At 55.7% G+C, this 22,141-nt stretch carries 22 protein-coding genes and 2 pseudogenes; 14 read left to right on the top strand and 10 right to left on the bottom strand.

The features are described from left to right. The first annotated feature begins 299 nt into the window (after positions 1-299). Positions 300-611, top strand: a complete 312-nt coding sequence (locus ACR0NE_RS02270) for a helix-turn-helix domain-containing protein (protein ID WP_170611906.1) — start codon at positions 300-302, stop codon at positions 609-611. 83 nt (positions 612-694) lie between these two features. Here the strand turns inward: ACR0NE_RS02270 and ACR0NE_RS02265 are convergent, their stop codons facing one another. The 7 genes from ACR0NE_RS02265 to dctP form a co-directional block, all read right to left on the bottom strand. Beyond that, positions 695-1,369, bottom strand: coding sequence for an adenylate kinase (locus ACR0NE_RS02265; protein WP_170596395.1), 675 nt, complete (start codon positions 1,367-1,369; stop codon positions 695-697). Positions 1,370-1,490: 121 nt separating this feature from the next. Next, positions 1,491-1,898 carry a universal stress protein gene (locus ACR0NE_RS02260; RefSeq protein WP_170423167.1) on the bottom strand — a complete coding sequence of 136 codons (408 nt, stop codon included), beginning with the start codon at positions 1,896-1,898 and terminating at the stop codon, positions 1,491-1,493. A gap of 127 nt (positions 1,899-2,025) precedes the next feature. Then, positions 2,026-3,540, bottom strand: a complete 1,515-nt coding sequence (locus tag ACR0NE_RS02255; protein ID WP_170596397.1) for a malonate--CoA ligase — start codon at positions 3,538-3,540, stop codon at positions 2,026-2,028. Between the two features lie 5 nt (positions 3,541-3,545). Beyond that, positions 3,546-4,802: a malonyl-CoA decarboxylase gene (locus ACR0NE_RS02250; RefSeq protein ID WP_170423171.1), complete on the bottom strand. Its 1,257-nt coding sequence runs from the start codon at positions 4,800-4,802 to the stop codon at positions 3,546-3,548. Further along, positions 4,799-6,115 (bottom strand): TRAP transporter large permease, encoded by a 1,317-nt coding sequence (locus ACR0NE_RS02245; protein ID WP_170423173.1) that lies wholly within the window; start codon positions 6,113-6,115, stop codon positions 4,799-4,801. Before ACR0NE_RS02245 ends, ACR0NE_RS02250 begins: the two co-directional genes overlap by 4 nt. A 5-nt stretch (positions 6,116-6,120) precedes the next feature. After that, positions 6,121-6,663, bottom strand: coding sequence for a TRAP transporter small permease (locus tag ACR0NE_RS02240; RefSeq protein WP_170423175.1), 543 nt, complete (start codon positions 6,661-6,663; stop codon positions 6,121-6,123). A gap of 101 nt (positions 6,664-6,764) precedes the next feature. Continuing rightward, positions 6,765-7,751, bottom strand: coding sequence for a TRAP transporter substrate-binding protein DctP (gene dctP / locus ACR0NE_RS02235; RefSeq protein WP_170596400.1), 987 nt, complete (start codon positions 7,749-7,751; stop codon positions 6,765-6,767). 138 nt (positions 7,752-7,889) lie between these two features. On the opposite strand from dctP, the gene ACR0NE_RS02230 reads away from it, so the two are divergent. The 11 genes and pseudogenes from ACR0NE_RS02230 (at position 7,890) to ACR0NE_RS02180 (ending at position 16,452) form a co-directional block, all read left to right on the top strand. Next, complete coding sequence (locus ACR0NE_RS02230; RefSeq protein ID WP_170423179.1) at positions 7,890-8,546, top strand: GntR family transcriptional regulator; 657 nt, start codon at positions 7,890-7,892, stop codon at positions 8,544-8,546. Positions 8,547-8,726: 180 nt separating this feature from the next. Then, positions 8,727-8,984, top strand: coding sequence for a metal-sensing transcriptional repressor (locus tag ACR0NE_RS02225; protein WP_170465639.1), 258 nt, complete (start codon positions 8,727-8,729; stop codon positions 8,982-8,984). A gap of 4 nt (positions 8,985-8,988) precedes the next feature. Beyond that, on the top strand, positions 8,989-10,326 hold the full coding sequence (locus ACR0NE_RS02220; RefSeq protein ID WP_170596402.1) for an MFS transporter: 1,338 nt from the start codon (positions 8,989-8,991) through the stop codon (positions 10,324-10,326). Positions 10,327-11,082: 756 nt separating this feature from the next. Beyond that, on the top strand, positions 11,083-12,030 hold the full coding sequence (locus ACR0NE_RS02215; protein WP_170596404.1) for an ABC transporter permease: 948 nt from the start codon (positions 11,083-11,085) through the stop codon (positions 12,028-12,030). Beyond that, complete coding sequence (locus ACR0NE_RS02210) at positions 11,936-12,676, top strand: ABC transporter permease subunit (RefSeq protein WP_170596406.1); 741 nt, start codon at positions 11,936-11,938, stop codon at positions 12,674-12,676. Before ACR0NE_RS02215 ends, ACR0NE_RS02210 begins: the two co-directional genes overlap by 95 nt. A gap of 95 nt (positions 12,677-12,771) precedes the next feature. Continuing rightward, positions 12,772-13,512: an ABC transporter ATP-binding protein gene (locus ACR0NE_RS02205; RefSeq protein WP_170596408.1), complete on the top strand. Its 741-nt coding sequence runs from the start codon at positions 12,772-12,774 to the stop codon at positions 13,510-13,512. Further along, positions 13,466-14,029 (top strand): annotated as a pseudogene (locus tag ACR0NE_RS02200) (ATP-binding cassette domain-containing protein); the annotation flags it as partial. The gene ACR0NE_RS02205 and the pseudogene ACR0NE_RS02200, both read left to right, overlap by 47 nt. Beyond that, entirely contained in the window at positions 14,003-14,494 is a 492-nt protein-coding gene (locus tag ACR0NE_RS02195) for an oligopeptide/dipeptide ABC transporter ATP-binding protein (RefSeq protein ID WP_480459560.1), read from the top strand. The pseudogene ACR0NE_RS02200 and the gene ACR0NE_RS02195, both read left to right, overlap by 27 nt. A gap of 164 nt (positions 14,495-14,658) precedes the next feature. Next, positions 14,659-15,027 (top strand): hypothetical protein, encoded by a 369-nt coding sequence (locus tag ACR0NE_RS02190; protein ID WP_170596410.1) that lies wholly within the window; start codon positions 14,659-14,661, stop codon positions 15,025-15,027. A gap of 59 nt (positions 15,028-15,086) precedes the next feature. Continuing rightward, a complete protein-coding gene (locus ACR0NE_RS02185; RefSeq protein WP_170596411.1) occupies positions 15,087-15,815 on the top strand; it encodes a HupE/UreJ family protein in 729 nt (242 codons plus the stop codon). Between the two features lie 16 nt (positions 15,816-15,831). Next, a complete protein-coding gene (locus ACR0NE_RS02180) occupies positions 15,832-16,452 on the top strand; it encodes a transmembrane anchor protein (RefSeq protein WP_170596413.1) in 621 nt (206 codons plus the stop codon). Positions 16,453-17,020: 568 nt separating this feature from the next. Here the strand turns inward: ACR0NE_RS02180 and ACR0NE_RS02175 are convergent. Together ACR0NE_RS02175 and ACR0NE_RS02170 are read right to left on the bottom strand one after the other, a co-directional pair. Beyond that, a pseudogene (locus tag ACR0NE_RS02175) lies at positions 17,021-17,159 on the bottom strand (IS5/IS1182 family transposase); the annotation flags it as partial. A gap of 884 nt (positions 17,160-18,043) precedes the next feature. Then, the gene (locus tag ACR0NE_RS02170) at positions 18,044-18,805 is read right to left on the bottom strand and encodes an aldolase/citrate lyase family protein (RefSeq protein ID WP_170596415.1); all 762 of its coding nucleotides are present in this window, start codon (positions 18,803-18,805) and stop codon (positions 18,044-18,046) included. A 200-nt stretch (positions 18,806-19,005) separates the two neighbouring features. On the opposite strand from ACR0NE_RS02170, the gene ACR0NE_RS02165 reads away from it, so the two are divergent. Continuing rightward, positions 19,006-19,896 (top strand): SMP-30/gluconolactonase/LRE family protein, encoded by an 891-nt coding sequence (locus ACR0NE_RS02165; protein WP_170509122.1) that lies wholly within the window; start codon positions 19,006-19,008, stop codon positions 19,894-19,896. On the opposite strand, the gene ACR0NE_RS02160 is transcribed toward ACR0NE_RS02165, so the two are convergent. Continuing rightward, entirely contained in the window at positions 19,893-20,891 is a 999-nt protein-coding gene (locus ACR0NE_RS02160) for an ester cyclase (protein ID WP_170596418.1), read from the bottom strand. The two genes, ACR0NE_RS02165 and ACR0NE_RS02160, sit on opposite strands and share 4 nt — an antisense overlap. 157 nt (positions 20,892-21,048) lie before the next feature. Here ACR0NE_RS02160 and ACR0NE_RS02155 point away from each other — a divergent pair, with 157 nt between their 5' ends. Continuing rightward, a complete protein-coding gene (locus ACR0NE_RS02155) occupies positions 21,049-22,098 on the top strand; it encodes an ABC transporter ATP-binding protein (protein WP_170394099.1) in 1,050 nt (349 codons plus the stop codon). Positions 22,099-22,141: the final 43 nt, after the last annotated feature.

The following is a 22,141-nucleotide window of genomic DNA, read 5'->3' as shown; positions in this document are numbered from 1 at the left end:
CAAAAAGATCTTACCGACTAAACTTCCTAGAACGACATAGTCCAATTTGGTGATGCCTCATGAACAATAGATCTGGGACCGAGTGAACGTCGATCTCAATCTGGCATCCCCTGTCTTGTTCGTTGGAGGTGGCAGTAGCACTTTGCCTACCAAGCTGCTCGCACCGCGACCACTGATGCAGGTCGCCCGGTTTTTTTCTGATCGACCCTGGCGAGCGGGCGCAGAGCTTTTACATCTCTTTTTCGCCCAACCTGACTCATGGGGGCAACGCAATCCTTCGAACGCAGCATTGAGTGCAAATGCGTTATGCGGGCCCGATCCCGGTTTCCGAATTGGCCCGCACCGCTCGACTTGAGCTGCGCACTTTTGGATTCCGATTCCTGACGGCCACGGGTTTCACGCCATCGGAATACCTGCAACAGCGTCGCATCACCAATGCCTGTCAGAGGCTGGAACTATCGCAGTCCAGTATCGAAACCATCGCCCGGGATATGAGGTATATGGATGTTTCAGCATTCCGCCGTATGTTTCACGAAATAGTCGACCTCTCGCCAGGAGATTACCGCAAGCGCTTTTCTTTTCTTAAAGACGCTTCGCATTTAAGAAAATGACGTCTGAACAGCCTTTCTTGGGTCTGTTTTTGCTTTGGCTAAGCGTAATTGCAAAGGTCTTATTCCTCTGCTTTCTTTTGTCATCACGACCTTGACGATATGGCGGCCTCGATGCTTCGATTGATTGCCTCGATCGGTCCCATTGCGTCAACATTCGCCAAAACGCCCATATGGCTATAGTAGTCGATCAAGGGTGAAGTCTGTTTATGATATTCAGTCAGTCGTGCGGCGACTGTTTCGGCCCTGTCGTCAGCGCGGCGCTTGAACTCAGAGCCTCCGCAATTGTCGCAGCGTTCCGCTGCCTCAAGCGGTTTGAATGTATCATGGTAACCTTCGCCACATCCTGCACAAGTAAAGCGACCGGAAATGCGGTCGACCATCTTCTTGTCATCCACCGCAAGACTGACGACAGCACTGATCTGCTGCCCCGTTTCCGCCAATAGTTGATCCAATGCGCGCGCCTGACTAAGCGTGCGTGGAAATCCGTCTAATATCACCCCTCCGGCACAGTCCGAATCCCTCATACGGTCACGCAAGATCGAAATGACGATGTCATCTCCGACGAGCCTGCCTTCAGCCATGATGGATTCCACCGCCTTGCCTGTTTCGCTGCCGCTTTCAATCGATCTGCGGAGCAAATCGCCTGTCGACAACTGAACCAAGTCAAATTTTTGCTCAAGCAGTCGGGATTGCGTTCCCTTACCGGCACCAGGAGGGCCGAGAAGGATTAACACTTTAGACGTATTCGGGCTGGTCACTCTTTTTCCTCTTAGAGAATATCGTAAACACGACTTGGAATAGACCGCTCAGTGCCATTTCAGATGTATTAGCGGTGTATGACGGTCGTGTGTGGGCGTTGCTTCTGATCCCTAGACCAGACTATCTCACCACGTGTACGGAACAATTTGCATGCCTGACTACGCGTGCCGCTGTGGACCCCAGAAGATAATCCTGCAATCCAGGCTGGTGGCTTGCGATAACGATGCAGTCTGCATTGTTATTCGTTGCATAATCGAGAATTCCACGGCCCGACTGTCCTTCGACAATTTCAATTTTGGAGTCCGCAACCCCGTCGACTAGTGGGCCCAGTTTGTCAGTAACGCTGGTCTTTGCGATATCCAGATGGTTTTCAGGAAGCAGGTCGCTTGTGTATTGCGGAAGGTGCTCAATGACATGCAATAGAGTAATATGACCACCATCCGAGCGGAGAGTTTGTGCGACATCCAGCGCTCTTTGCGCGTCGCGGTCGGTATCAAAGGAAACAGGGACTAGAATATTTCCATACATTTCTGGTTCTCCAGCAGGTAGAAAAATTCAACAACCAGAGAAGGGAACAGGTCCGCCTGCCCTGGTTGTTGAAGTTAGGCCCGTAGCATTATCGAGAAGAGGGGCTACTGGGCCGGGGAGGGTCATCTTACGCTGCCACGAACATGTCTTTGTATCGGTCGCGCAGGATGTTCTTTTGAACTTTGCCCATGGTGTTGCGGGGCAGTTCGTCCAGCAGGATCAGTTTGCGTGGATGCTTGAACCGCGCCAAGCTACCGCGCACGGCCTCCATCATTGCGTCCAGATCGGGGGTTTGGCCCCGCTCTGCAACGATCACGCCCAGAACAGTTTCGCCGAAATCGGGATGTGGAACGCCCACAACGGCGCTTTCCAGCACGCCGGACTGGTCATCCAGAATCAGCTCGATTTCTTTGGGATAGATGTTGTAACCGCCTGAAATAATAAGGTCTTTGTTGCGGCCAACAATATGAACATAGCCGTCTTCGTCGATCCGACCCAAATCGCCAGTGATGAAAAACCCGTTCTCGCGCAGTTCGGCGGCAGTCTTCTCCGGCATCTGCCAGTAACCTTTGAACACGTTGGGCCCGCGCACCTCGATCTCGCCGATCTCGCCCTGAGCCAGCGCATTGCCGTCTGAATCACAGATCTGCAGCTCGACCCCAGGCAATGGAAAGCCCACCGTGCCTGCGCGGCGGTCACCGTCATAGGGGTTCGAGGTGTTCATGTTAGTTTCGGTCATGCCATAGCGTTCAAGGATGCGATGGCCGGTGCGTTCTTCGAACTGTACATGGGTTTCGGCCAGCAAGGGTGCCGAGCCTGAAACAAACAGGCGCATATGTGCGGCCAGATTCTTGGTGAAGCGGTCATCGTCCAGAAGGCGGGTGTAGAAGGTTGGCACGCCCATCATGGTCGTGGCATTGGGCATCCGCCCGATGATCTCATCCAGATCGAACTTGGGCATAAAAACGATGCTACTGCCTGCAGCCAGCGTGACATTGGTGGCCACGAATAGTCCGTGAGTGTGAAAGATCGGCAGCGCATGCAGCAGCACGTCGTCGGATGTGAAGCGCCATTCTTTGACCAGCGTCTGTGCATTCGACAACAGGTTGTTCTGGGTCAGCATCGCACCCTTCGATCGGCCTGTAGTCCCCGATGTATAGAGGAATGCGGCCAGATCGTCGCCATCACGGTCAACGGTCTCAAAGCTGGCAGGCATTGCTGCAGCCTGCTCCATCAGGCTGCCGCTGCCATCGGCGTTCAGGGTTTCCACCTTCGCGCCTAGCTGCGCACCAACCGGGGCGAGTTTCTCTTCGCTGCGGCTGTCACAAACGATCAGCGAGGCGCCACTGTTTTCGATGAAATAGGTCAATTCATCCACAGTGTAAGCGGTATTGAGCGGCAGGAATACAAGACCTGCCTGCGCACAGGCAGCATATAGCGCCAGCGCTTCGGGCGATTTCTCGATCTGTGCCGCAACCCGGTCGCCGGGTTTCAGGCCCAGCTGCGTCGCCACATGGGCGATTTGTGCCGCGGTGCTCAGGAAGTCCTGATGGGTGATGGTCGTTCCGTTGAGCAACTGCAAGAAGGCTGTGTCTTTACCGGCATGTGCGCCGAACAAACCGTCATAGAGAGGATTGGCCATAAGGGTTACCTTTCCTGTGTCGTGGTGAGAGAGGCTGACGCGGCAAGCGATTTGGCCTCGGACGAGGCGATTACCTCGCGGGTGTTGGCGAACTGTTCGTGGTTCTGCGCTACGCGGCCAAGGTCATAAAGATAGTTGACCATGGTGCCACCGGACTGTGCCCGGCCCTTGTCCGAAACATCCGCGTCGGCATGAACCGCATGGACCAGTGCACCGTTGCCAAGATGGAACCGTGCCACCGGATCGAACGGCAGATCGCCCCGACCTTTGGCGTTCAACAGGTAATGTGCGGCCAGTGCTTTCATCTGATCGGGCTCTTCGATGTTCCAATCGATGCCTTCCTGCGACAACCATTTGGTCAGCCCCGGAATCGGCGAGAGCGTGACGAAGGTCTTCAGCCCCGCCAACTCAGCCGACAGGTCCGAGGCCACCTGTTTGATCAGCGAATTGCCGAAAGAGATGCTGGCCAACCCGGCCTGACAGTTGGAGATCGAGTAGAACACAGCCGTATCGGCCTGATCTTCAGGCAACGGATCGCGGTCTTCGGCGAGCAAGGCCTGTACGGAACCCGGAATACCGCTGTTCAGCGCCACTTCGACAAAGATCAGCGGCTCATCAGGCATCGAGGGATGAAAAAAGGCAAAGCAGCGCCGGTCAGTGGGTTCCAGCCTGCGGCGCAGGTCGTCCCAGCTGTCGATGGCATGGACCGCCTCATACGCAATGATCTTTTCCAGAATATGCGCCGGGCTTTCCCAGTTGATCGGGCGCAGCACCAGAAAGCCACGGTTGAACCAGCTGGCAAACAGGTGCCGGAAGTCCAGGTCAAGCGCCTGCAGTTCCGGTTCCTTGCCGCCCAGCCGCAGCAGATCAGCGCGCATCTGTACCAGTGCGCCGGTGGCACCGGGCACGCGGTTCAACCGGCGGATCATTTCCTGCCGGGCCGGTTCCACCGCAGCCGCAAAGGTGCGATAGGTCGCTTTCGAAGGGTTGCGCTCGTATTCGTCCAGTGACGAACGTACCGCCTCGGGATCGATATTCATGGCGGTGGCGAGATAGCGGAAGAACTCCAGCTTGTCGTCATCACTCAGCGTATCGAACCGGGTCAGGATTTCCTCGGCCAGCGCCAGCCCCGAAGTTTCCCCTGCTGACCCAACCAGCGCGTCGGCCAGTTCGGTCAGTGGTCGGCCATCCGGAGCCACCGCGCCGTCGCGGCGGTAACGCCGCTCGAACACGGTGGATAGAAGATCCGCCAGCAGGGTCATACCGCTGCTCCCATCACCAGGTCAGGCAGCCATGTGGCCAGACCGGGGAACAGGCACAGCAGGACAATCGCGATCACCATGCAGGCCACGAAGGGGAGAGAGCCTGTCAGGATGGTCTTCAGTGAGATATCCGGTGCGATGCCGTTGATCACATAAAGGTTCAGGCCGACGGGGGGCGAGATCAAGCCAATCTCCATGTTGATGGTCAGTACAACCGCAAACCAGATCGGATCGAAGCCAGCGGTGGTGATGATCGGCAGCAGGATCGGTGCCGCCATCAGGATCACAGCGACGGGCGGCAGGAAGAACCCAGCGATCAGCAGGAACACGTTGACTGCACCCATCAGAACCCAGCGGTTCACGTCCAGCGTACCGATCCATTCGGCAATCGCCTGTGTGATGAACAGCGAGCTGAGCATGTACGAGAACACACCGGCAGCGGCGATGATGAACAGGATCATCACGCTTTCCTTGGTGCTGTCGCGCAGCACGACCCAGATGTCCTTGGGGTTCCACAGCTTGTAGATGATCATCGCGATCAACAGGCAGAGCAGGGCACCGACAGCAGCCGTTTCCGACGGGGTGGCGATACCGCCATACATGGCGTAAAGCACACCCAGAATGATGCCGAGGAAGGGCAGCACGCGCGGCAGAATCTCGAACCGTTCGGCCCAGGTGTAGCTGCCCGAACCCAGACGGGTCGCGTCACCGGATTTCCAGGTCGAATACAGCGACCAGGCCATGAACAGACCCACCAGCATAAGGCCCGGGATCACACCGGCCAGAAACAGACGGCCAATCGAGGTTTCGGTGGCAATACCGTAAACGATCATGGTGACCGATGGCGGGATCAGGATTCCCAGAGTACCACCTGCAGCGATCGAACCGGCGGCGACGCCGTCAGGATAGCCACGTTTGCGCATCTCAGGGATGCCCATCTTGCCGATGGCGGCACAGGTCGCGGGTGACGAACCGGACATAGCCGCAAATAGGGCACAGGCACCGAGGTTTGATACGACGAGACCGCCGGGAACACGGGTCAGCCAGCGTTCCAGCGCTTCGTACAAATCTGCTCCGGCTCTGGTAGAGGCGATTGAGGCCCCCATGATGATGAACATCGGTATAGATAGAAGGGCGAAGTTATCGAGTTTGCCGAACAGGATTTCCGGCATCAGTTCCAGCGAGCGCGGGCCGTCGAAGACGATCAGGAACCCAGCCGAGACGATCAGCAGGCCGATGGCCACGGACACGCCCGAGAAAAGAACAAGGATGGTGGCGATGGCGACTATTGCGCCGAGCAGAAGGGGATCCATCGGCTTTACTCCAGACCAAATGGTTTATCGATGCCAAGCAGGACGGCGACGAGATCGGCGATCAGTTGCAACAACAGCAGACCAAAGCCAACTGGGATGGCGAGGTAGGGGATCCACAGACGAACGCCCCAAACGGTGTCGGATTTCCATCCGCGCTCCCATGCGAAGTGCCAATATTCGTAGCCGTAGAACAGCATGACTGAGACGATGGCGATGGACAGAACCGAAGTCAGGATCGCCATGTAAAAGCGGGCTCGAGGTGCGAGCGAAATCGGGATCAGGTCAACATTCACGTGACCGCGCAGGCGCTGCACATAAGGCAGACCGACCAGGGTTGCGGCGATGACCAGATAAATGACCGCTTCGGTTTGCCAAATGGTCGATTGATTCAGCACGAAGCGCACGATGATCATCTGGCAGGTGATGGCGACAGCAGCGACGATCATGCCTGCGGAACACCATCCAGCCAGAGTTGAAAGTGCAGCGACAAAGCGAAGGAAGGGATTGTTCCCTGTGTGGGAAGCAACGGCAGAGCTATGACCGGCCATTTGCGCCTCCTGTGATTGAGATGCAATTAAGTCTGAAGATCAGAGAAGATCAGAACCAAGATCGGATGCCGAGCGGCGGCAGGCCGCCCGGCAAGATGGGGTCATTCGACTGCCAGAGCCTTGTCCAGCAGGTCCTGCCCATCAGGAACCTCTTCTACGAAGGCCTTGTAAGATGTTTCCATTGCCAGCGTACGCCATGCTTCGAAGTCTTCGGCGCTCATCTCCGCAATCTCAACACCGGCGTCGGCAAAAACTTTGGCCGAGTTGGCGTCCTGTTTCTTGGCCTCTTCCAAATAGAAGGCCTGTGCCTTTTCCGATGCAGCCAGCAATGCGGCTTGCTGATCTTCGTTCAGTCCGTCGAAGGTGGATTTGTTCATCAGCAGCGGCTGATACATGAACCACAGCGCCACATCGCCCGCAGGAGTATAGCAGGCAACCTGCTCGTAGATGCGGTAGCTGACAAAGGACGAGGACGACGTGTTGGCCGCCTGTAAAACGCCGGTTTGCATGGCGTTATAGATTTCCGACGACGCCATTGATGCGATCGAGGCATCAGCGCCGGCCAGCATCTGCTCAAAAGATTTACCTGCCGCGCGGGTCTGTAGGCCTGCGACATCCTCAGGGTTCGTGATGCACTTGTCTTTACCGGCGAAGCCACCGGCCAGATAGCCATGCACCAGCACCATCACGTCGTCCTGAGCCATTTTCTCTTCCAACGCCTCCATGAAGGGCGAGTCGGCCAGACGGGCAGCGTGATCGTGGTTTTTCACCAAACCCGGCATCAGCGTCAGATTATAGGCAGGCTGCTGACCGCCGGCGTAGGACAGCGGCAGTATGGTCATATCCAATTGACCGCGGCTGAGCGGCTTGTACTGCTCGCGCGGCTTGAACAGCGATTTCGAGCCGAAAATCTTGATTTCCAGATCAACGTCCGCCGCCGCAACCTCGTCTGCAACAATCTGTGCTACTTGATGGCGAATGTCCTTGTTCGACCACTGATGTGACAGGCGCAGTTCCTCCGCTGACCCCAATGTACCTGCGGATGCAAGCGCCAACGCAGCGACGGCCGTTTTGAACACTGATTTCATTTTTTCCTCCCGTTTTCAGTCCCGGATGAGCCGGGGATGAATAGAAGCATAGGGCAGTAATGTTTTTTTAGTCAAGGTTTTTGTATACAAGATATGATTTCTTGAGTTCTCGCCTAATCACAAGTAAAACAGAAACCTATGGACCAACGACTTGCAGATACCATCGCTCAGGATTTGGAAGAGCTGATTTTTGACGGGACATTTTCGGACGGTGACCGTCTAGATGAGGTCAAACTGGCTGAGCAGTTCGGGGTCTCACGAACGCCACTTAGGGAAGCATTCCAGAGACTTGCCTTGTCGGGGTTGGTCGATCTGATAGCGCGGCGGGGCGCTTTTGTCCGACAGCCCGGCCCGGTGGAACTGATGGAGATGTTCGAGGTCATGGCCGAGCTTGAAGCCGTTTGCGGTCGACTTGCGGCGTTGCGCATTTCCGATGAAGCTTTGCTTGAACTGACCGAAGCTAACAGCAAATGCCAACTGGCCGTGGATGCGGGCAATCCCGATGCGTACTACCTGGAAAACGAGCGGTTCCATCGAATCATCTATCAACAGTCCGGCAATGCATTCTTAGAGCAAGAAACTTCCAAGCTGCACAGAAGGCTCAAACCATTCCGTCGACAGCAGCTTCGGTTCCGTGGTCGTATGGCCCAGTCCATGGCCGAACACGAAGAAATTGTCAGAGCCCTGAAAAAAGGCGTACCGGAAGAAACAGCGAATGCGCTGCGTGACCATGTCGCCGTACAAGGTGAGAAGTTTCGCAACCTTATGGCTTCACTCAAGAGCGCCGCTGAGTAGCAGTTGCCATTAATACACGCGGAATTTCATTGTGAGCGCGACTGGGTTGGTCAGCTAGCGTTGATGCCAGTGCGCCTTTGAATCAGATCTCAAATATAATCGGGTTAAATTTCGAACCCATATTGACGCGGCAGGATTTCCTGTTGTCCTATCCCCCTGGTAGGGATATCTGGTTGTGATATGAATCACAAGCACACCTCACACCCAACGATTATCGCGCGGCTTAAGCGGGCCGAAGGTCATCTTGCGAAAGTCATCAAAATGTTAGAACAGCAGAGTCCCTGCGCAGACGTCGCGCAGCAACTACACGCGGTTGAAAAAGCAGTTACGAACGCAAAACGAGCGCTTATTCACGACCATATCGATCACTGTCTGACGGGCAGGGATGATTCCAGGCAAGCCGCGGAAGAATTGAAGAGTATTAGCAAATATCTTTGATCCGATGCTTTCAGTTCTGAAAAATCGAACATATCGCCATCTGTTCTTCGCCCAAATCGTAGCGTTGTCGGGCACTGGTTTGGCAACAGTGGCTCTCAGTTTGCTCGCCTTTCAGCTTGCCGAAGATTCTGCTGCGTTGGTGCTGGGAACAGCGCTCACGATCAAGATGGTCGCATATGTCACAGTGGCGCCTTTAGCTGCCGCATTCTCGGAACGTCTGGACCGGCGCGTAATGTTGGTCGCGTTAGATCTGGTCAGAGCGGCAGTCGGCTTGGCGTTGCCCTTTGTTACCGAGGTATGGCAGATTTATGTGCTGATCTTCATCCTCCAATCGGCATCCGCCGGGTTCACACCGACCTTTCAGGCAACCATTCCTAATGTCTTGCAGGATGAGAAAGAATACACCAAAGCACTTTCTCTTTCGCGATTGGCCGTGGATATGGAGAGCTTGTTGAGCCCGATTTTGGCCGCCGCACTGCTAACGGTCATGAGCTATGACAATCTGTTCTGGGGCACCGTCTTGGGCTTCCTTGCATCAGCCGTTCTGGTTGCATCCGTATTACTGCCATCGCCGAAACCTTCCAAACCGAGAGGTATCTACGATCGGACAACACGCGGAATGCGGTTATATCTCAGGTCGCCCCGATTGCGAGGATTGCTGGCGGTAAATTGGGTCATCTCTGCTACGGGCGCCATGGTCATTGTCAACACAGTTGTCATTGTCCGCAGTGATTTGGGATTGTCAGAAAGTGCCGTCGCTTTGGTTCTTGCCGCTTTCGGGGCAGGGTCAATGATGATGGCGATGACTATCCCGAGCTTGCTGGATCACCACAGCGAGCGCGCGGTCATGCTATCCGGTGCAATACTGAATATACTTGCATTGGCGCTATTGGCCCTCAGCGTCGTAGCCATTCCTATATCAATGTCGACCATCATGGTTGGCTGGTTTGCGATCGGCGCGGGATACTCAGCAATGCTCACTCCTGGGGGGCGTGTTCTGACGCGGTCCGCCCATCCTGAAGATCGGCCTTCCGTGTTTGCAGCGCAGTTTGCATTGTCACACGCCTGCTGGTTGGTCTTTTACCCGGTTTCCGGCTGGTTGATCACTGAATTCGGAACCCTGGTTACGATGCTCGTGCTGGCGGTTCTGGCGTGCCTCGGCTTGATTACGGCATGGCGTATCTGGCCAATAGACGCAGATCTACCTGTAAAGCATGAGCATCCTGATTTGCCGCCCGACCACCCTCACCTGAAAGGTGCGGGGCCGCACAAACATGTGATCATCGTCGACAGTTTGCATCGCCAGCTGACGCGCTCGGTGCGAGCCTCTGATCGCCTATGAGGTGCTGCTATTCGAAAAGCCCTTAATAAATGTGTAGACATAATGATATATTGCATGTTTATAAAAGATGGTATTGGACGTGTTTATCCGTCTTCACTAGGCATTCAGTGCCAATGGTAAACACCTTTTGTCTGAACCACCCATGGATGGGAGCGAAGTTGGTTGCAGAGGTAAAACGTATAGAAGCACCACCCCGCTTCACTTTACGGGCTGTCTATACTGGGCCCGCACAGTGTATTTTGGACTGCTTCTTGATTGTCTGACAGCCTCACTTGTAGCTGGTTCTCATGTTCATAAAGATCGGGCAGTCACCCATCAGGCAGAAGCGTCAGCCAAATCGGCTCCTGTGGCTTCTGGGCTGGGTGCTCAATTCGCTTCACGACATGTGTCGCACAGTCAAAGTAACAAATCCTCGGACGACGATAGTGCTCCGGTAAAACTCACTGCCAACCAGAGCACGACGCATGTACATGAAGTACCTTTTGTCGCATTTCAGATGGCGACGGCGGCTGAGCGGGGTTATCGATCGATCTGCCTTATGTCGTCACGGTATTCGCAGGCAACAGACATTTTCCATTCCCCAAGACTTGGGTGATCGCACGCATGAAGTTCACGTATCGCACGGGCTGAAATCTTCTTCAGACTGATAGCGACGTGTCCGCCCACCCAGGCAATCTAATGCGCAATCAAAAGTCACATCAGAAGCTCTGAGTATCGACGTCGGACTTTCTGACCCAACAGTTTTGGAGAATCGAAATGCCAATTCTTACCCGCCACGCCGCGCTGATAGCCGAGCGTGTCGTCGGCCCTTTGGCTTCGGCGGAACTGGTTGCACAGATCGAGGACGAGCTGGGCCTGAACGACCCTCTGCCCGTCCGCTATGTCCGGTGGCTGGGCGATGCAATGACCGGTGATCTGGGCATCTCGCCGCGGTCTGGCAAACCCATCGGGCAGGAGTTCGCCGAACGCCTGCCCATAAACGCCACCCTTCTGATCTGGGGTGGTGTGATCGCCTTGTTCCTATCTCTGCTGGTCGGCCTTGCGGGCGCAATCAGCAATGGTGGCTGGATCGACAGGCTGCTACGGGCGTTTTCGCTGGTGGCGGCCTCGCCCCCCAATTTCTTTGTCGCGGCCCTGCTGGTGATTCTGTTTTCCGTCACGCTGGGCTGGCTGCCCGCATTTGGCGGCGCAGGCGTGGCCAGCAGGATCATGCCGTGCCTGACCATTGCGCTGTTTCACGGCGCGGTGCTCAGCCGTGTGGTGCGCGTCGGCCTGCAAGAGGTGATGGCTCGCCCTTTCGCCACCACTGGCTTTGCCAAGGGATATGGCCGGTCAGGCGTGCTGCTGCGCGAGGCGCTGCCCAATATAGCTGTGCCTTACCTGACCACATTCGGCGCGCAGTTCACGCTGATGATCATCGGGTCGATTGTGGTCGAGACGGTCTTTGCCCTCAAAGGCGTCGGCGCGTTCTTCATTGAGGCGATCCGGTTCCGCGATTTCGTCTCGATGCAGGCGATCCTGCTGACCTTCATCGTGTTCTTTGTGTTCGTTAACCTGTTTGTCGACCTGCTGTGCATGCTGATCGACCCCCGCATCCGGAGGCAGAAGAATGCATATCCTGAAAAAATTGCCGTGGCTGGTGATCACCCCTGTGGCCCTGTTCACCTTGATCGCCATTCTCGCTCCGTGGATCAGCCCTTATGATCCAACTGCGCAGAACTATGGCGCCATCCTGCAGGGTCCTAGTGCCGCCCATTGGCTTGGCGCCGACTATCTGGGCCGCGATATGCTCAGCCGTCTGATCAATGGCGCGCGTGTGTCTCTGTTTGCCATTTCGATGGTGCTGGCCTCGGCGTTGTTGATTGGCGTGGTGATCGGGTCTTTAGCAGGCTATGTCGGCGGCAAGGTCGAGCTTGTGCTGATCAGCGCCATCGACATCGTACTGTCGCTGCCTAGCCTGATCGTGGCGCTGGCTTTCATCGGCATCTTCGGCCCCGGCTACTGGTCGATGATCGCGGCGCTGACCATGGCATGGTGGGCCAACTATACCCGCATGAGCCGCTCGGTCGTCGCATCAGAACTGCATCAGCCGTATATCGAGGCCGCGCGGATCATGGGTGCGGGCCATGTACGCATATTCTCGCGCCATATCCTGCCGCATGTGCTGGCGATTGCCACGCTGTCCTTTCTGGGTTTGGGGGTCGAACCACCCACACCGGAATGGGGCCAGATGTTGGTCGACGGCATGAGCTATCTTGAGGAATATCCCCGCCTCGTTATCGCGCCCGGTCTTGCCCTGACCATGGTGGTGGTCAGCTTCAACCTGCTGGGTGAACATTTCGCGTTGTAAAAAGTGCCGCGCGCGCTGAACCCGCGCCGTTTGCGTAAGCTAAAACGGGAACGCCTCGGCGACGAGGCCGAGATTCAGGCCAAGGAGGTCAAAGCATGACCCAACCCGTCTTTCAAATCGAGGATCTTGTGATCGATCTTTACACTGAGCAAGTCTCGGTCCGGGCGGTCGATACCGCCTCGCTGTCGGTGATGCCGGGTGAGATTCTGGCAATTGTCGGCGAAAGCGGATCGGGCAAAACGGTGATGACGTTGGGCCCGTTGGGCCTTCTGCCCGAAGGCGTATCAGTCGATATTCGCGGCAGTGCTGTGTGCTGCGGGCAATCGCTGCTGAACCGCTCCGACCGGGTGCTGGCGGGCAATCCGCGCGTGCTGATCGCGGATGAGCCGACAACGGCACTGGACGCCACCGTGCAGGCGCAGATTCTGGAACTGATCAAGGATATCCAGCAACAGGAAGATATCGCGGTGGTGCTGATCACCCATGATATCGGCGTGGTCGCTTCGGTCGCCGACCGCGTGGCGGTGCTCTATGCGGGTCGGGTGGTGGAAAGCAGCACGGTTGCGCAGGTGCTAACCGCACCGGTGCACCCTTATACGCAGGGGTTGCTGGCCTCGGTCCCTGATCTGCGGGCCAACAGCAACGAAGTACCCAAGGGCATCCCTGGATCGTCCCCTGATCAGTCGCGGCTGCGCACCGGTTGCCCGTTCGATACGCGCTGTTCGCGCATGCTCCCGGTCTGCGCCACCCAACGCCCGGCGCTCATCCCGGTGCCTGAGGACGGGATTCATGTCACAGCCTGCCACGCGGCGCAGGCGGAACTGGAAAGTGCCTGAGATGGAGACGCAAAGCGCAATCGAGGTTCACGACCTGAAGGTTCATTTCCCCGGCAGCGGCCCCGACCGGATGGTGCGTGCGGTGGATGGCGTAGATCTGACCGTCGCGCGCGCTTTTCACGCCATCGTTGGCGAATCCGGCTGCGGCAAGACCGCACTGGCGCGAGCCATGGTCGGGCTGCAACCGGCCACATCGGGTTCGGTGCGCATTCTGGGGCAGGATCTGGCCGACGGGATGCGCGACCGTAAGGCGCTGGCAAAACAGATGCAGTTCGTGTTCTAGAACCCGCTGGGTGCGCTCAGCCGCCGCCAGACGGTTTATCAGTCGCTTGAGGAACCCCTCTCGATCCACAGGTTCGGTCGCAAGGATCGTCAACAGCGCATCGCCCGACTGATGCATCTGGTGGGGCTGCCTGAAACGGCGGGTGAGCGTCTGCCACGGTCTCTGGCCGGCGGGCAACGGCAGCGTGTCGCGATTGCTCGCGCCCTGATGCTAGAGCCCGAAATTCTGATCTGTGACGAACCGCTTTCGGCGCTGGATGTCTCGACTCAGGCGCAGATCGTGAAGCTGTTCGTAACCCTGCAGCAGGAACTCGGCCTGACGGTACTGATGATCTCGCACGACTTGGCGGTGGTGCGGGAAATGTGTAGCGACATGACAGTGATGTATCTGGGTCGCGTGATGGAGAAAGGTTCAACCGAGAACCTGTTTAACGATGCACAACATCCTTATACCCAAGCGCTTTTGTCTGCTGCCCCGTCTCCCGACCCGCGTATTGAGGCAACCAGGCAGCGCATCGTACTGCACGGTGACCCGCCCAGCCCAATGGACCCGCCACCCGGATGCCGTTTCCAGACGCGCTGTCAGCGGGCGCAAGACATATGCCGGCAAAAAGGGCCAATTCTCACAGGTCAACACAATGAACACGCAGTTGCGTGCTATTTTCCTGGTTCGGCTGCACCGCGAGAACACGCAAATTGAAGTCCTGATCTGTCGAGAAGGAGATCTTTAGGCCTTTTCGGCAGATCGGAGACTTCCCGCTGACAATGATATCCAGGGTTGCGAGACAACGATTATTGACGCTAAGTGATTACGATAGCGCATGAAGAAAAACGGACGTAAAACCGTCGCGGGCAGGAACAGTTATGCAGATTGTGTCGGGCAGACAACTGGCTGATTGGATCAGACACGCGTTTATCGCGATGATGGTTCTATGCGTATTTGCCTGGTCAGTGGCCCCGTCTTTCACACACTCTGCCAACTATTTGCTTAGCGTGTCAGAACGCAGCCAGATAATGGGTGATCACGGCCATTCCCATGGCGAAGCACTGGACAATTACTGGGCGCTGCATGGCCATAGTCACGATGCGGTCGATCATGATCACAGCTCGGCGATCCTGTTCCTGGTTGCCGAGGCGGAATCGGTCGTCAGATTTAGGTTGCCTGATGCGCTGGAACCGTTTCTGGACAAACCTGACCCCATATATAGGCTTGACCGACCTCCGCGCGTGTGACCGAACCCGCTTTTGCGGGGTTTGACGATCAATCACACAACATAGCGGAGAAATATCTCATGCAAACCGTCCAAAGGGGCCGGTTAGGGGAGGCTATGCGCCAATCCCTGACGCTGGCAGCCCTTGTCTTTGCGGCGCTCGCCTACAGCGCGTCTTATGCCGCAGCCCATAACGTCACGGCTGGCGATGCCGGCTATATTCAACAGATCTGGGGCGTCAAACTGATCCCCTTCGCCTATCTGGGTGCCAAGCACATGGTGACGGGATATGACCATATCCTGTTTCTGTTCGGGGTCGTGTTTTTCCTGTACCGGGCCAAACATGTCGCCACCTATGTCAGCATCTTTGCCGTGGGCCATTCCACGACCATGCTGCTTGGCGTCTACTACGGCTGGAACGTCAATGCTTACATTATTGATGCCATCATCGGTTTGTCTGTCGTCTACAAGGCGCTGGACAATCTGGGAGCGTATCAGCGTTGGTTCGGCCATCAGCCCAATACCAAATGGGCCACGCTGATCTTCGGCTTTTTCCACGGCCTTGGTCTCGCAGCCAAGATTTTGGACTATGATATGCCCGAAGACGGGCTGTTGCCCAACTTGCTGGCCTTCAACGTCGGCGTCGAAATCGGCCAGTTCATAGCCCTTGCCCTGATCCTGATCTTCATGGGGTTTTGGCGCAAATCCAAATTCTTCTGGAAACACGCCTATGGCGTCAACGTCGCGATGATGGCGGCTGGTTTCGTGCTGATGGGATATCAGCTGACCGGCCTGTTCGTCTCAACCTGAATAAACGGAGATACACATGTACAATTCTGAAAAACCAAGCCCCGAAGAACTGCCTAGCTCGGCCCAGTTGATCAAGTCCACTATCATTGCGGCCGTGGCCGCTGTGGTTTTGCTGGTGACCGTGGTTCTGCCCGCAGAATATGGCATTGATCCCACTCGGATCGGCAGTGTTCTTGGTCTGACCGAGATGGGAGAGATCAAGACCGATCTGGCCGAAGAGGCCGCTCGGGACGCGCAGCAGGCACCAGAAGATCAATCCAGCTTGTTTAAGGATATCTTTGGCGCCTTTGTGGGCGCCGCCTATGCGCAGCAAAGTGCCGAGCCCTGGGCGGATGAATTCTCGTTCACTCTGACCCCTGGAGAAGGAATCGAGTGGAAGCTGGTCATGGATGAAGGTGCTGTGACTGAATTTGATTGGGTTGCCGAAGGCGGCCGGGCAAATTTTGAACTCCATGGCGACAACGCTGACGATTCCATCAGCTATGAGAAAGGCCGTGGCAAAACCGGTGCAAAGGGAACATTGGTTGCCGCATTCACCGGCAATCACGGCTGGTTCTGGCGCAACCGTGATAAGCAGGACATCACGATCACCGTGAAGCTGCGCGGTGCCTACAGCGACATCAAGCGCACCTATTGATATCTTAACGCCCCGTTTCGTCTGAAACGGGGCGTTCCACAGATCATTTGGCTCACGACCCGTTGCGTGAAATTACTCTATCTCAGTTGCTTAATTTCATTCCTGAAAGCTTCGGTTGGGTTTGAACATCCGTGGCGCTTTCTTGTTCTCCTTCAAGGAATCCCAAACCGCTGACACATAGGACACAGGAGCGGCGATGCCTGCGTCTAGCCGACTGTGAGGAACCGATATTCGCTTAGAATGTGTAGGTTTAGGCTGGCCGAGAATTCCGGCGGCGAGGATTTGTTTTCCAAGCCTAAGTATCCCCACACAAATGCTACCAGTTACTGTCCCCGATCTTGAAATGAGCGGTCGAAAGCGAATTCCAATCGAAGGGGAGAATCCCAATCCGTTCGAAACAGGCTGGCGCAATCACTTTCCTTCAATTCTATGATACGCGCAGCTGTCTTGGTGTGTGATGTACTTCGAATTCCCATCAAATTTCGAAGTCTTCTTCTACGCGAATTTTTACAGATTAACCCTACATAAGCAGTCGATACCCAAGCCTTATTAGCTTCATGATACCATACTAATAGATGACGGTTTCCGCGAGCGCCGGCTGCGAGCAAGACCTTTGGACATCGGTCAAAGCGCGTCGCCACGCGTCTCCAACTCTTGAGTCTGTCGGACATGATCTCGTTGCGGTTTTGCCGTTTGTAACGGCGCTTCCGTCGGCTGTTGAGGGTCCTGCACGGGCCATAAGCGACAGGAGCGCCACACCAGCGCAAGCCATTGTGATTGAAGAAAACTATTCCGTTAAATACACACCTATCGTCGACCCGGGGCTTTCCAAGCGAGTTCGGCAAGAAGGACTTAGACGTGCGATCTGCCCGCCAGCCAGCCTGAAAAGATCACGCATTTCAAAGTTCCGTTATCGATGCCGTGAGGCATGCAGTGCGATCTTAATCAATGAAGCCGGGCGTTGGTCTCTTCTTTAGTGAATTCGTCGACCGCCTTTTCTTAATGGCGTTGCGCTGGTGGCAAATCTGCGGAGGATCTCGAAAAACTGGTCAACAGTTTCCGGGTTGAGGCGGACGAGCGTTTCCTATCCGGCCGCCGCGAACCTCTGCGTCAAACAGACGATCATAAACCCTAAGAACCAGTTCGGCGCAAGGTGGTCGAGTTTTTCCTGCTACTGGCAGAATCGCCGATCAAATAGTGCTGGAACGGCTACATTACGGATGCGGCAGATGGTCTGCCGCGTTTGCAAACTCTTACCTCTGGTCTCTGGACATCTATGGGGATTAACGTGTGCGGTTTAGGATAAGCGACGGTGACTGGTGAACTGCTAGACGAACTGATCTCGGGCCAACGCCGTGCAGTTTCCGATCTCGACTGTTACTGTTAAACCTAGCCCGTTTAGCGATTTTTGCCTGATCAAGGCGGGTACGGCGGACTGGAGAAAAACCGACAGGACACCGCTATTCAGCGAAGCGAATAATCCGCAATCGCGCATCGCATTTCTAGCAAAGAAAGTACTGTCGTCGCAGCATTTACCAGCCCGCGGATATTTCGACGCCAAGGCCCTTTCCACTAAAAAGCCCTGTGCGTTTCACGTCCTCGCGGTGCCATGGAAGTTCTCCGCTTCCGCGTTTGCAGCGCGAAGCATGAAGGCGTGTTCCGAAGCGACGAAGATCATGGTCACCCCATAGTCTCGCAGCTTGAGTCCGGCTTCTGCGCTGGCCGCAAAGGTCATCAGCGTCTTGTCATGTGCTTTGGCTGCATCGCCCGAGCGTCGCATTGCATCAAGAACCTGTGGGTCGGACTGATCGGTCACGCCGTAACATACCGCAAGATCCGCAGGTCCTACAAAAATCCCGTCGATGCCCTCGGTCCTGGCGATATCATCGACTTCTGCGACGCCTTCTGGTTCTTCGATTTGGGCAATGATAATCGTCTCCTCTTCGCTTTGCTTGAGGACGTCAGCCATGGATCGGGTCGCAAACCCTGCCCACCGGGTTGATCCGGCATAGCCGCGACCACCATGGCCAAAACGGCCCTCGCGCGCAATGCGACGGGCCTTTTCGGCGCTGTCGACATGCGGCACAACAATACCTGTCGCGCCACTGTCGAGCGCCTTGAGAATTTCGTCCGCAGACCCAGTCGGCACCCGCACCAACGTCGGCAACCCCAGAGCCCGGGCGACGGCGAGGCAAACATCCAACCGACCCCGGTCAAAGGGTGCGTGTTCCGCATCCAGGCACAAGAAGTCCAGTTTTGACTTGGCAATTATCTCGACCAGTTCATGGGCTGGTGTCTTGAGAAACGTTCCGACGAGAGGCTCGCCAGAAAGCATGCGTTGTTTGAAATTCATGGGAAAGTCCTGACGGTTTTGTTTGGGCGGCACATGGCAATTGGCAGCCAAGCGGTTTGGAAACATCGGCCATAGCGTAGAGCATTGAAGTTGGCAGGGCCAGACTATCGAACAGTCGTTATTGCGTTTTCACCCGAAACGCTGTTCTTGTCGAGGCTTGCCGGTAGTGTTGGCAGGCGCAACTCTGAAAAGGTGTTCACATGGTATTCGATATCCGTTCCAAATGCTTCACAGATCTGGTGCACCCTGACGCTCAACTGGAAGAAATCGCTAGCGGTCTGGGGTTTACCGAAGGGCCAATATGGCACCCCGAAGAGCATTGGCTGGTATTCTCGGACATTCAGGAGAGCCATCAATACAAGTGGAGCGAGGGTGAGGGAGTTCGCGTTTTTCGCACCCCTTCCAACCAAGCAAACGGAAATTGCTTCGACAAAAGTGGGGCAGTGATCTCTTGCGAGCACGCCAGTTCGCATTTGGTACGCCATGATCACGGCGGCAAGCGGGTTACTTCGATCGCCACGCATTTTGATGGCAAAGAACTAAACAGCCCCAACGATGTTATCTGCGACTCGCACGGTCGGATTTGGTTCACTGATCCCAGTTTTGGTCGTATCCGAGAGGATCTTGGCATTCTGAGAGAGCAGGAACTGCCGGTGCAAGGCGTGTTCCGGCTGGATCCCGACGGCACGTTACACCTTGTCGCGGATGATTTTCAGCAACCCAACGGGTTGTGTTTGTCAGCTGACGAAACAAGGCTGTTTGTCAATGACAGTTGGGGTGGCCATATCCGCGTCTTTGATGTCGCCACTGATGGCTCACTGACCGGTGGGGTGGTCTGGGCCGATGTTGTTGGCGATGGGGAAGGGGTACCGGACGGTATGAAGTGCACCCGCGACGGCCAGATTTTGTGCAATGGTCCCGGCGGTGTACATCTGTTTGATGCCCAAGCGCACTGCCTTGGTGTCATTCTGACGCCGCAGAAATCTACCAACTTCTGCTTTGGTGGAGCCGAGTTCAGCATGCTGTACATCACTGCCAGCACGTCCGTTTACCGTATTCCGACCAAAATGATCGGCCTGCCTATGATCTAAGAACCACTGTGGGTCATGCGGTCCAGAATATCGACACCCTGTTGCTTCCAGAAATGAAGCAGATCGATGAAAATCCAGTTCTCGGCCAGTTTATCACCTTTGCGACGATAAATGTCTATCACCCGGAACTCACCGGCTTTGTCAGTGGCAGGCATCCCCATGAACCCGCCGGTTGGTCGGGCGGTAAAGTTCGGCCAGCCAAAAAAGCCGCCATAGTGGCCCTCGGCGATGCGGCAGATATGGTTGGTTTTTGACCGGTCGGCAAACCCAGCACGGAACGGGCCTGCGTGTTGTTTGGCGTAACGTTCGATTGTGTAGGTCGCACCGATACCGGATGGCCCCCACCAGATCATGTCTTCGCACCATGTGCGGCGCAACTCATCTTCAAGGCTGAGCCCGCTGTCCCACCGCCCAAGATCGGAGATCATCGCGTTGATAGCGGCCAATGTCATTTGGCCGTCTTCGGCGGGTTGAGGCGTGAACATCAGGCCGTCATGGGTCATGGGCCCGGGCTGGACAAGTTCTGCAGCGGTCTGCGGCGGGAAGGGCCGCAACCCAGCCTGCATCATGAAATGCGGGATGTCGAAATACATCGCGGTTTCGACAATCTTACCTTTCTCAATCCTGTTGAACTCGCAATAGCGCAGTAAGGCCATTTTTCCGGTTGGCGCAATGCCCAGCCAGTCCTTGTCGAACAGCCCCATGAGATGGCCCATCGAAACAACCCAGACTGAATTGAACCCGTCGATTTCATTTTGACCAGCTATGAAAACGTCCATCCGACGCTGCAAGTTAGTTAGGCTGTGATTCAGCGGCTGCCAGAATTCTTGCGCCACGTTGCTAGCGCCACGCTGCTCGTTGAATGGGTGAAAGCCGCGCCACAGGAGGTCCTCGGCGCAATACTCAGAGATCACATCAGAGAGGGCTGATTCCTCTGCTTCGCTCAGAGCTTTGTAGAATTTCAGGACGATTTCTTTCTCGGCTTCGTAAGACATATTTTTTACTTTCAATGCTTTGCCCGGAGGGAAGCGTCAGTCTTTAGCAAGATTGCGGGCGCTTTTGCATTCGCTTGCAAAAAATACTTGCCAGATGTTCCTTTGGATGTCTATGCTTTTGCAAACGTATGCACTCAGGTGCAACTGGGAGGACAGTATGGCCGAGATTCAACTGCGCAATGTTGGAAAACGTTGGGGTTCGTTTGTTGGAGTGGACAATTTCGACCTGACAATATCCGACAAGGAATTTCTGGTGCTTCTCGGCCCGTCGGGTTGTGGCAAGACCACGACGATGCGCATGATCGCAGGTTTGGAAGACGCAAGCGAGGGTGATATTCTGATCGACGGTACCCGCGTCAACGATATGGAGCCAAAAGACCGCGACGTCGCGATGGTGTTCCAGTCTTACGCTTTGTATCCGAACATGAATGTCTACGAGAACATTCGTTTCCCGCTGAGGGTACGTGGCATCGACGCTTCCACCCATGACGAAAAAGTGCGCCGTGCGTCGGCGATGGTAGAGTTGGACGACTTTCTGCATCGTAAGCCGGCAGAGCTGTCAGGTGGTCAACGTCAGCGGGTGGCACTGGCGCGCGCGATTGTACGCGAGCCCAACGTGTTCCTGATGGATGAGCCGTTGTCCAACCTTGACGCAAAACTGCGTGTTTCGACTCGCGCGCAGATCAAGAACCTCAGCCATGAACTAGCCGTGACTACGATTTATGTGACACATGACCAGATCGAGGCGATGACACTGGCCGATCGCGTGGTGATCATGAAGCAGGGTGTTGTCCAGCAGGTTGGCTCTCCGACGGCGATCTACGACGAGCCTGCGAACACGTTTGTCGCCAGCTTTATCGGCAACCCGGCGATGAACCTGGTTGATGGCGATGTTCAGGGCGGTGTGTTCCGCGCGCAGAATACCGAAGTGCATGGTCTGAATGCTCCGGATGGCCCAATAACTTTGGGTTTCCGCGCCGAGGACGCCAATGTCGTAGAAAGCGGGGGCGAGATTAACGCGCCCATCTATACGCAGGAATTGCTGGGCGACAGCACCATGGTCTCGGTTCGGATCGGCGGAGCGCTGGTCTCGGTCAAGGCCGACAAAACCTATCGTGCAGAAATCGACGATCAGGTGTCGATTCATATCCATACCGATCACTGCCACCTATTCGATGCGCAAACCGGCGCGCGCCTTGAGATCTGAGAGACGAAAACCAATCCCGCAATGACGGGACAATCTCGGGTGC

It is taken from the genome of Ruegeria sp. C9, from assembly GCF_056537585.1.
Note: the sequence above shows the minus strand (reverse complement) of the source record. Positions and strands in the feature narration are given on the sequence as shown.

Excerpts from the sequence above, each read along its gene's own strand:
- ACR0NE_RS02250 (WP_170423171.1), bottom strand. The coding sequence starts at position 4,802 with ATGACCCTGCTGGCGGATCTTCTATCCACCGTGTTCGAGCGGCGTTAC.
- ACR0NE_RS02220 (WP_170596402.1), top strand. The coding sequence starts at position 8,989 with ATGCTTTCAGTTCTGAAAAATCGAACATATCGCCATCTGTTCTTCGCC.
- ACR0NE_RS02270 (WP_170611906.1), top strand. The coding sequence starts at position 300 with ATGCGTTATGCGGGCCCGATCCCGGTTTCCGAATTGGCCCGCACCGCT.
- ACR0NE_RS02255 (WP_170596397.1), bottom strand. The coding sequence starts at position 3,540 with ATGGCCAATCCTCTCTATGACGGTTTGTTCGGCGCACATGCCGGTAAA.
- ACR0NE_RS02225 (WP_170465639.1), top strand. The coding sequence starts at position 8,727 with ATGAATCACAAGCACACCTCACACCCAACGATTATCGCGCGGCTTAAG.
- ACR0NE_RS02230 (WP_170423179.1), top strand. The coding sequence starts at position 7,890 with ATGGACCAACGACTTGCAGATACCATCGCTCAGGATTTGGAAGAGCTG.
- ACR0NE_RS02260 (WP_170423167.1), bottom strand. The coding sequence starts at position 1,898 with ATGTATGGAAATATTCTAGTCCCTGTTTCCTTTGATACCGACCGCGAC.
- ACR0NE_RS02190 (WP_170596410.1), top strand. The coding sequence starts at position 14,659 with ATGCAGATTGTGTCGGGCAGACAACTGGCTGATTGGATCAGACACGCG.
- ACR0NE_RS02245 (WP_170423173.1), bottom strand. The coding sequence starts at position 6,115 with ATGGATCCCCTTCTGCTCGGCGCAATAGTCGCCATCGCCACCATCCTT.
- ACR0NE_RS02155 (WP_170394099.1), top strand. The coding sequence starts at position 21,049 with ATGGCCGAGATTCAACTGCGCAATGTTGGAAAACGTTGGGGTTCGTTT.
- dctP (WP_170596400.1), bottom strand. The coding sequence starts at position 7,751 with ATGAAATCAGTGTTCAAAACGGCCGTCGCTGCGTTGGCGCTTGCATCC.
- ACR0NE_RS02180 (WP_170596413.1), top strand. The coding sequence starts at position 15,832 with ATGTACAATTCTGAAAAACCAAGCCCCGAAGAACTGCCTAGCTCGGCC.
- ACR0NE_RS02205 (WP_170596408.1), top strand. The coding sequence starts at position 12,772 with ATGACCCAACCCGTCTTTCAAATCGAGGATCTTGTGATCGATCTTTAC.
- ACR0NE_RS02185 (WP_170596411.1), top strand. The coding sequence starts at position 15,087 with ATGCAAACCGTCCAAAGGGGCCGGTTAGGGGAGGCTATGCGCCAATCC.
- ACR0NE_RS02170 (WP_170596415.1), bottom strand. The coding sequence starts at position 18,805 with ATGAATTTCAAACAACGCATGCTTTCTGGCGAGCCTCTCGTCGGAACG.
- ACR0NE_RS02195 (WP_480459560.1), top strand. The coding sequence starts at position 14,003 with ATGCTAGAGCCCGAAATTCTGATCTGTGACGAACCGCTTTCGGCGCTG.
- ACR0NE_RS02210 (WP_170596406.1), top strand. The coding sequence starts at position 11,936 with ATGCATATCCTGAAAAAATTGCCGTGGCTGGTGATCACCCCTGTGGCC.
- ACR0NE_RS02240 (WP_170423175.1), bottom strand. The coding sequence starts at position 6,663 with ATGGCCGGTCATAGCTCTGCCGTTGCTTCCCACACAGGGAACAATCCC.
- ACR0NE_RS02165 (WP_170509122.1), top strand. The coding sequence starts at position 19,006 with ATGGTATTCGATATCCGTTCCAAATGCTTCACAGATCTGGTGCACCCT.
- ACR0NE_RS02160 (WP_170596418.1), bottom strand. The coding sequence starts at position 20,891 with ATGTCTTACGAAGCCGAGAAAGAAATCGTCCTGAAATTCTACAAAGCT.
- ACR0NE_RS02215 (WP_170596404.1), top strand. The coding sequence starts at position 11,083 with ATGCCAATTCTTACCCGCCACGCCGCGCTGATAGCCGAGCGTGTCGTC.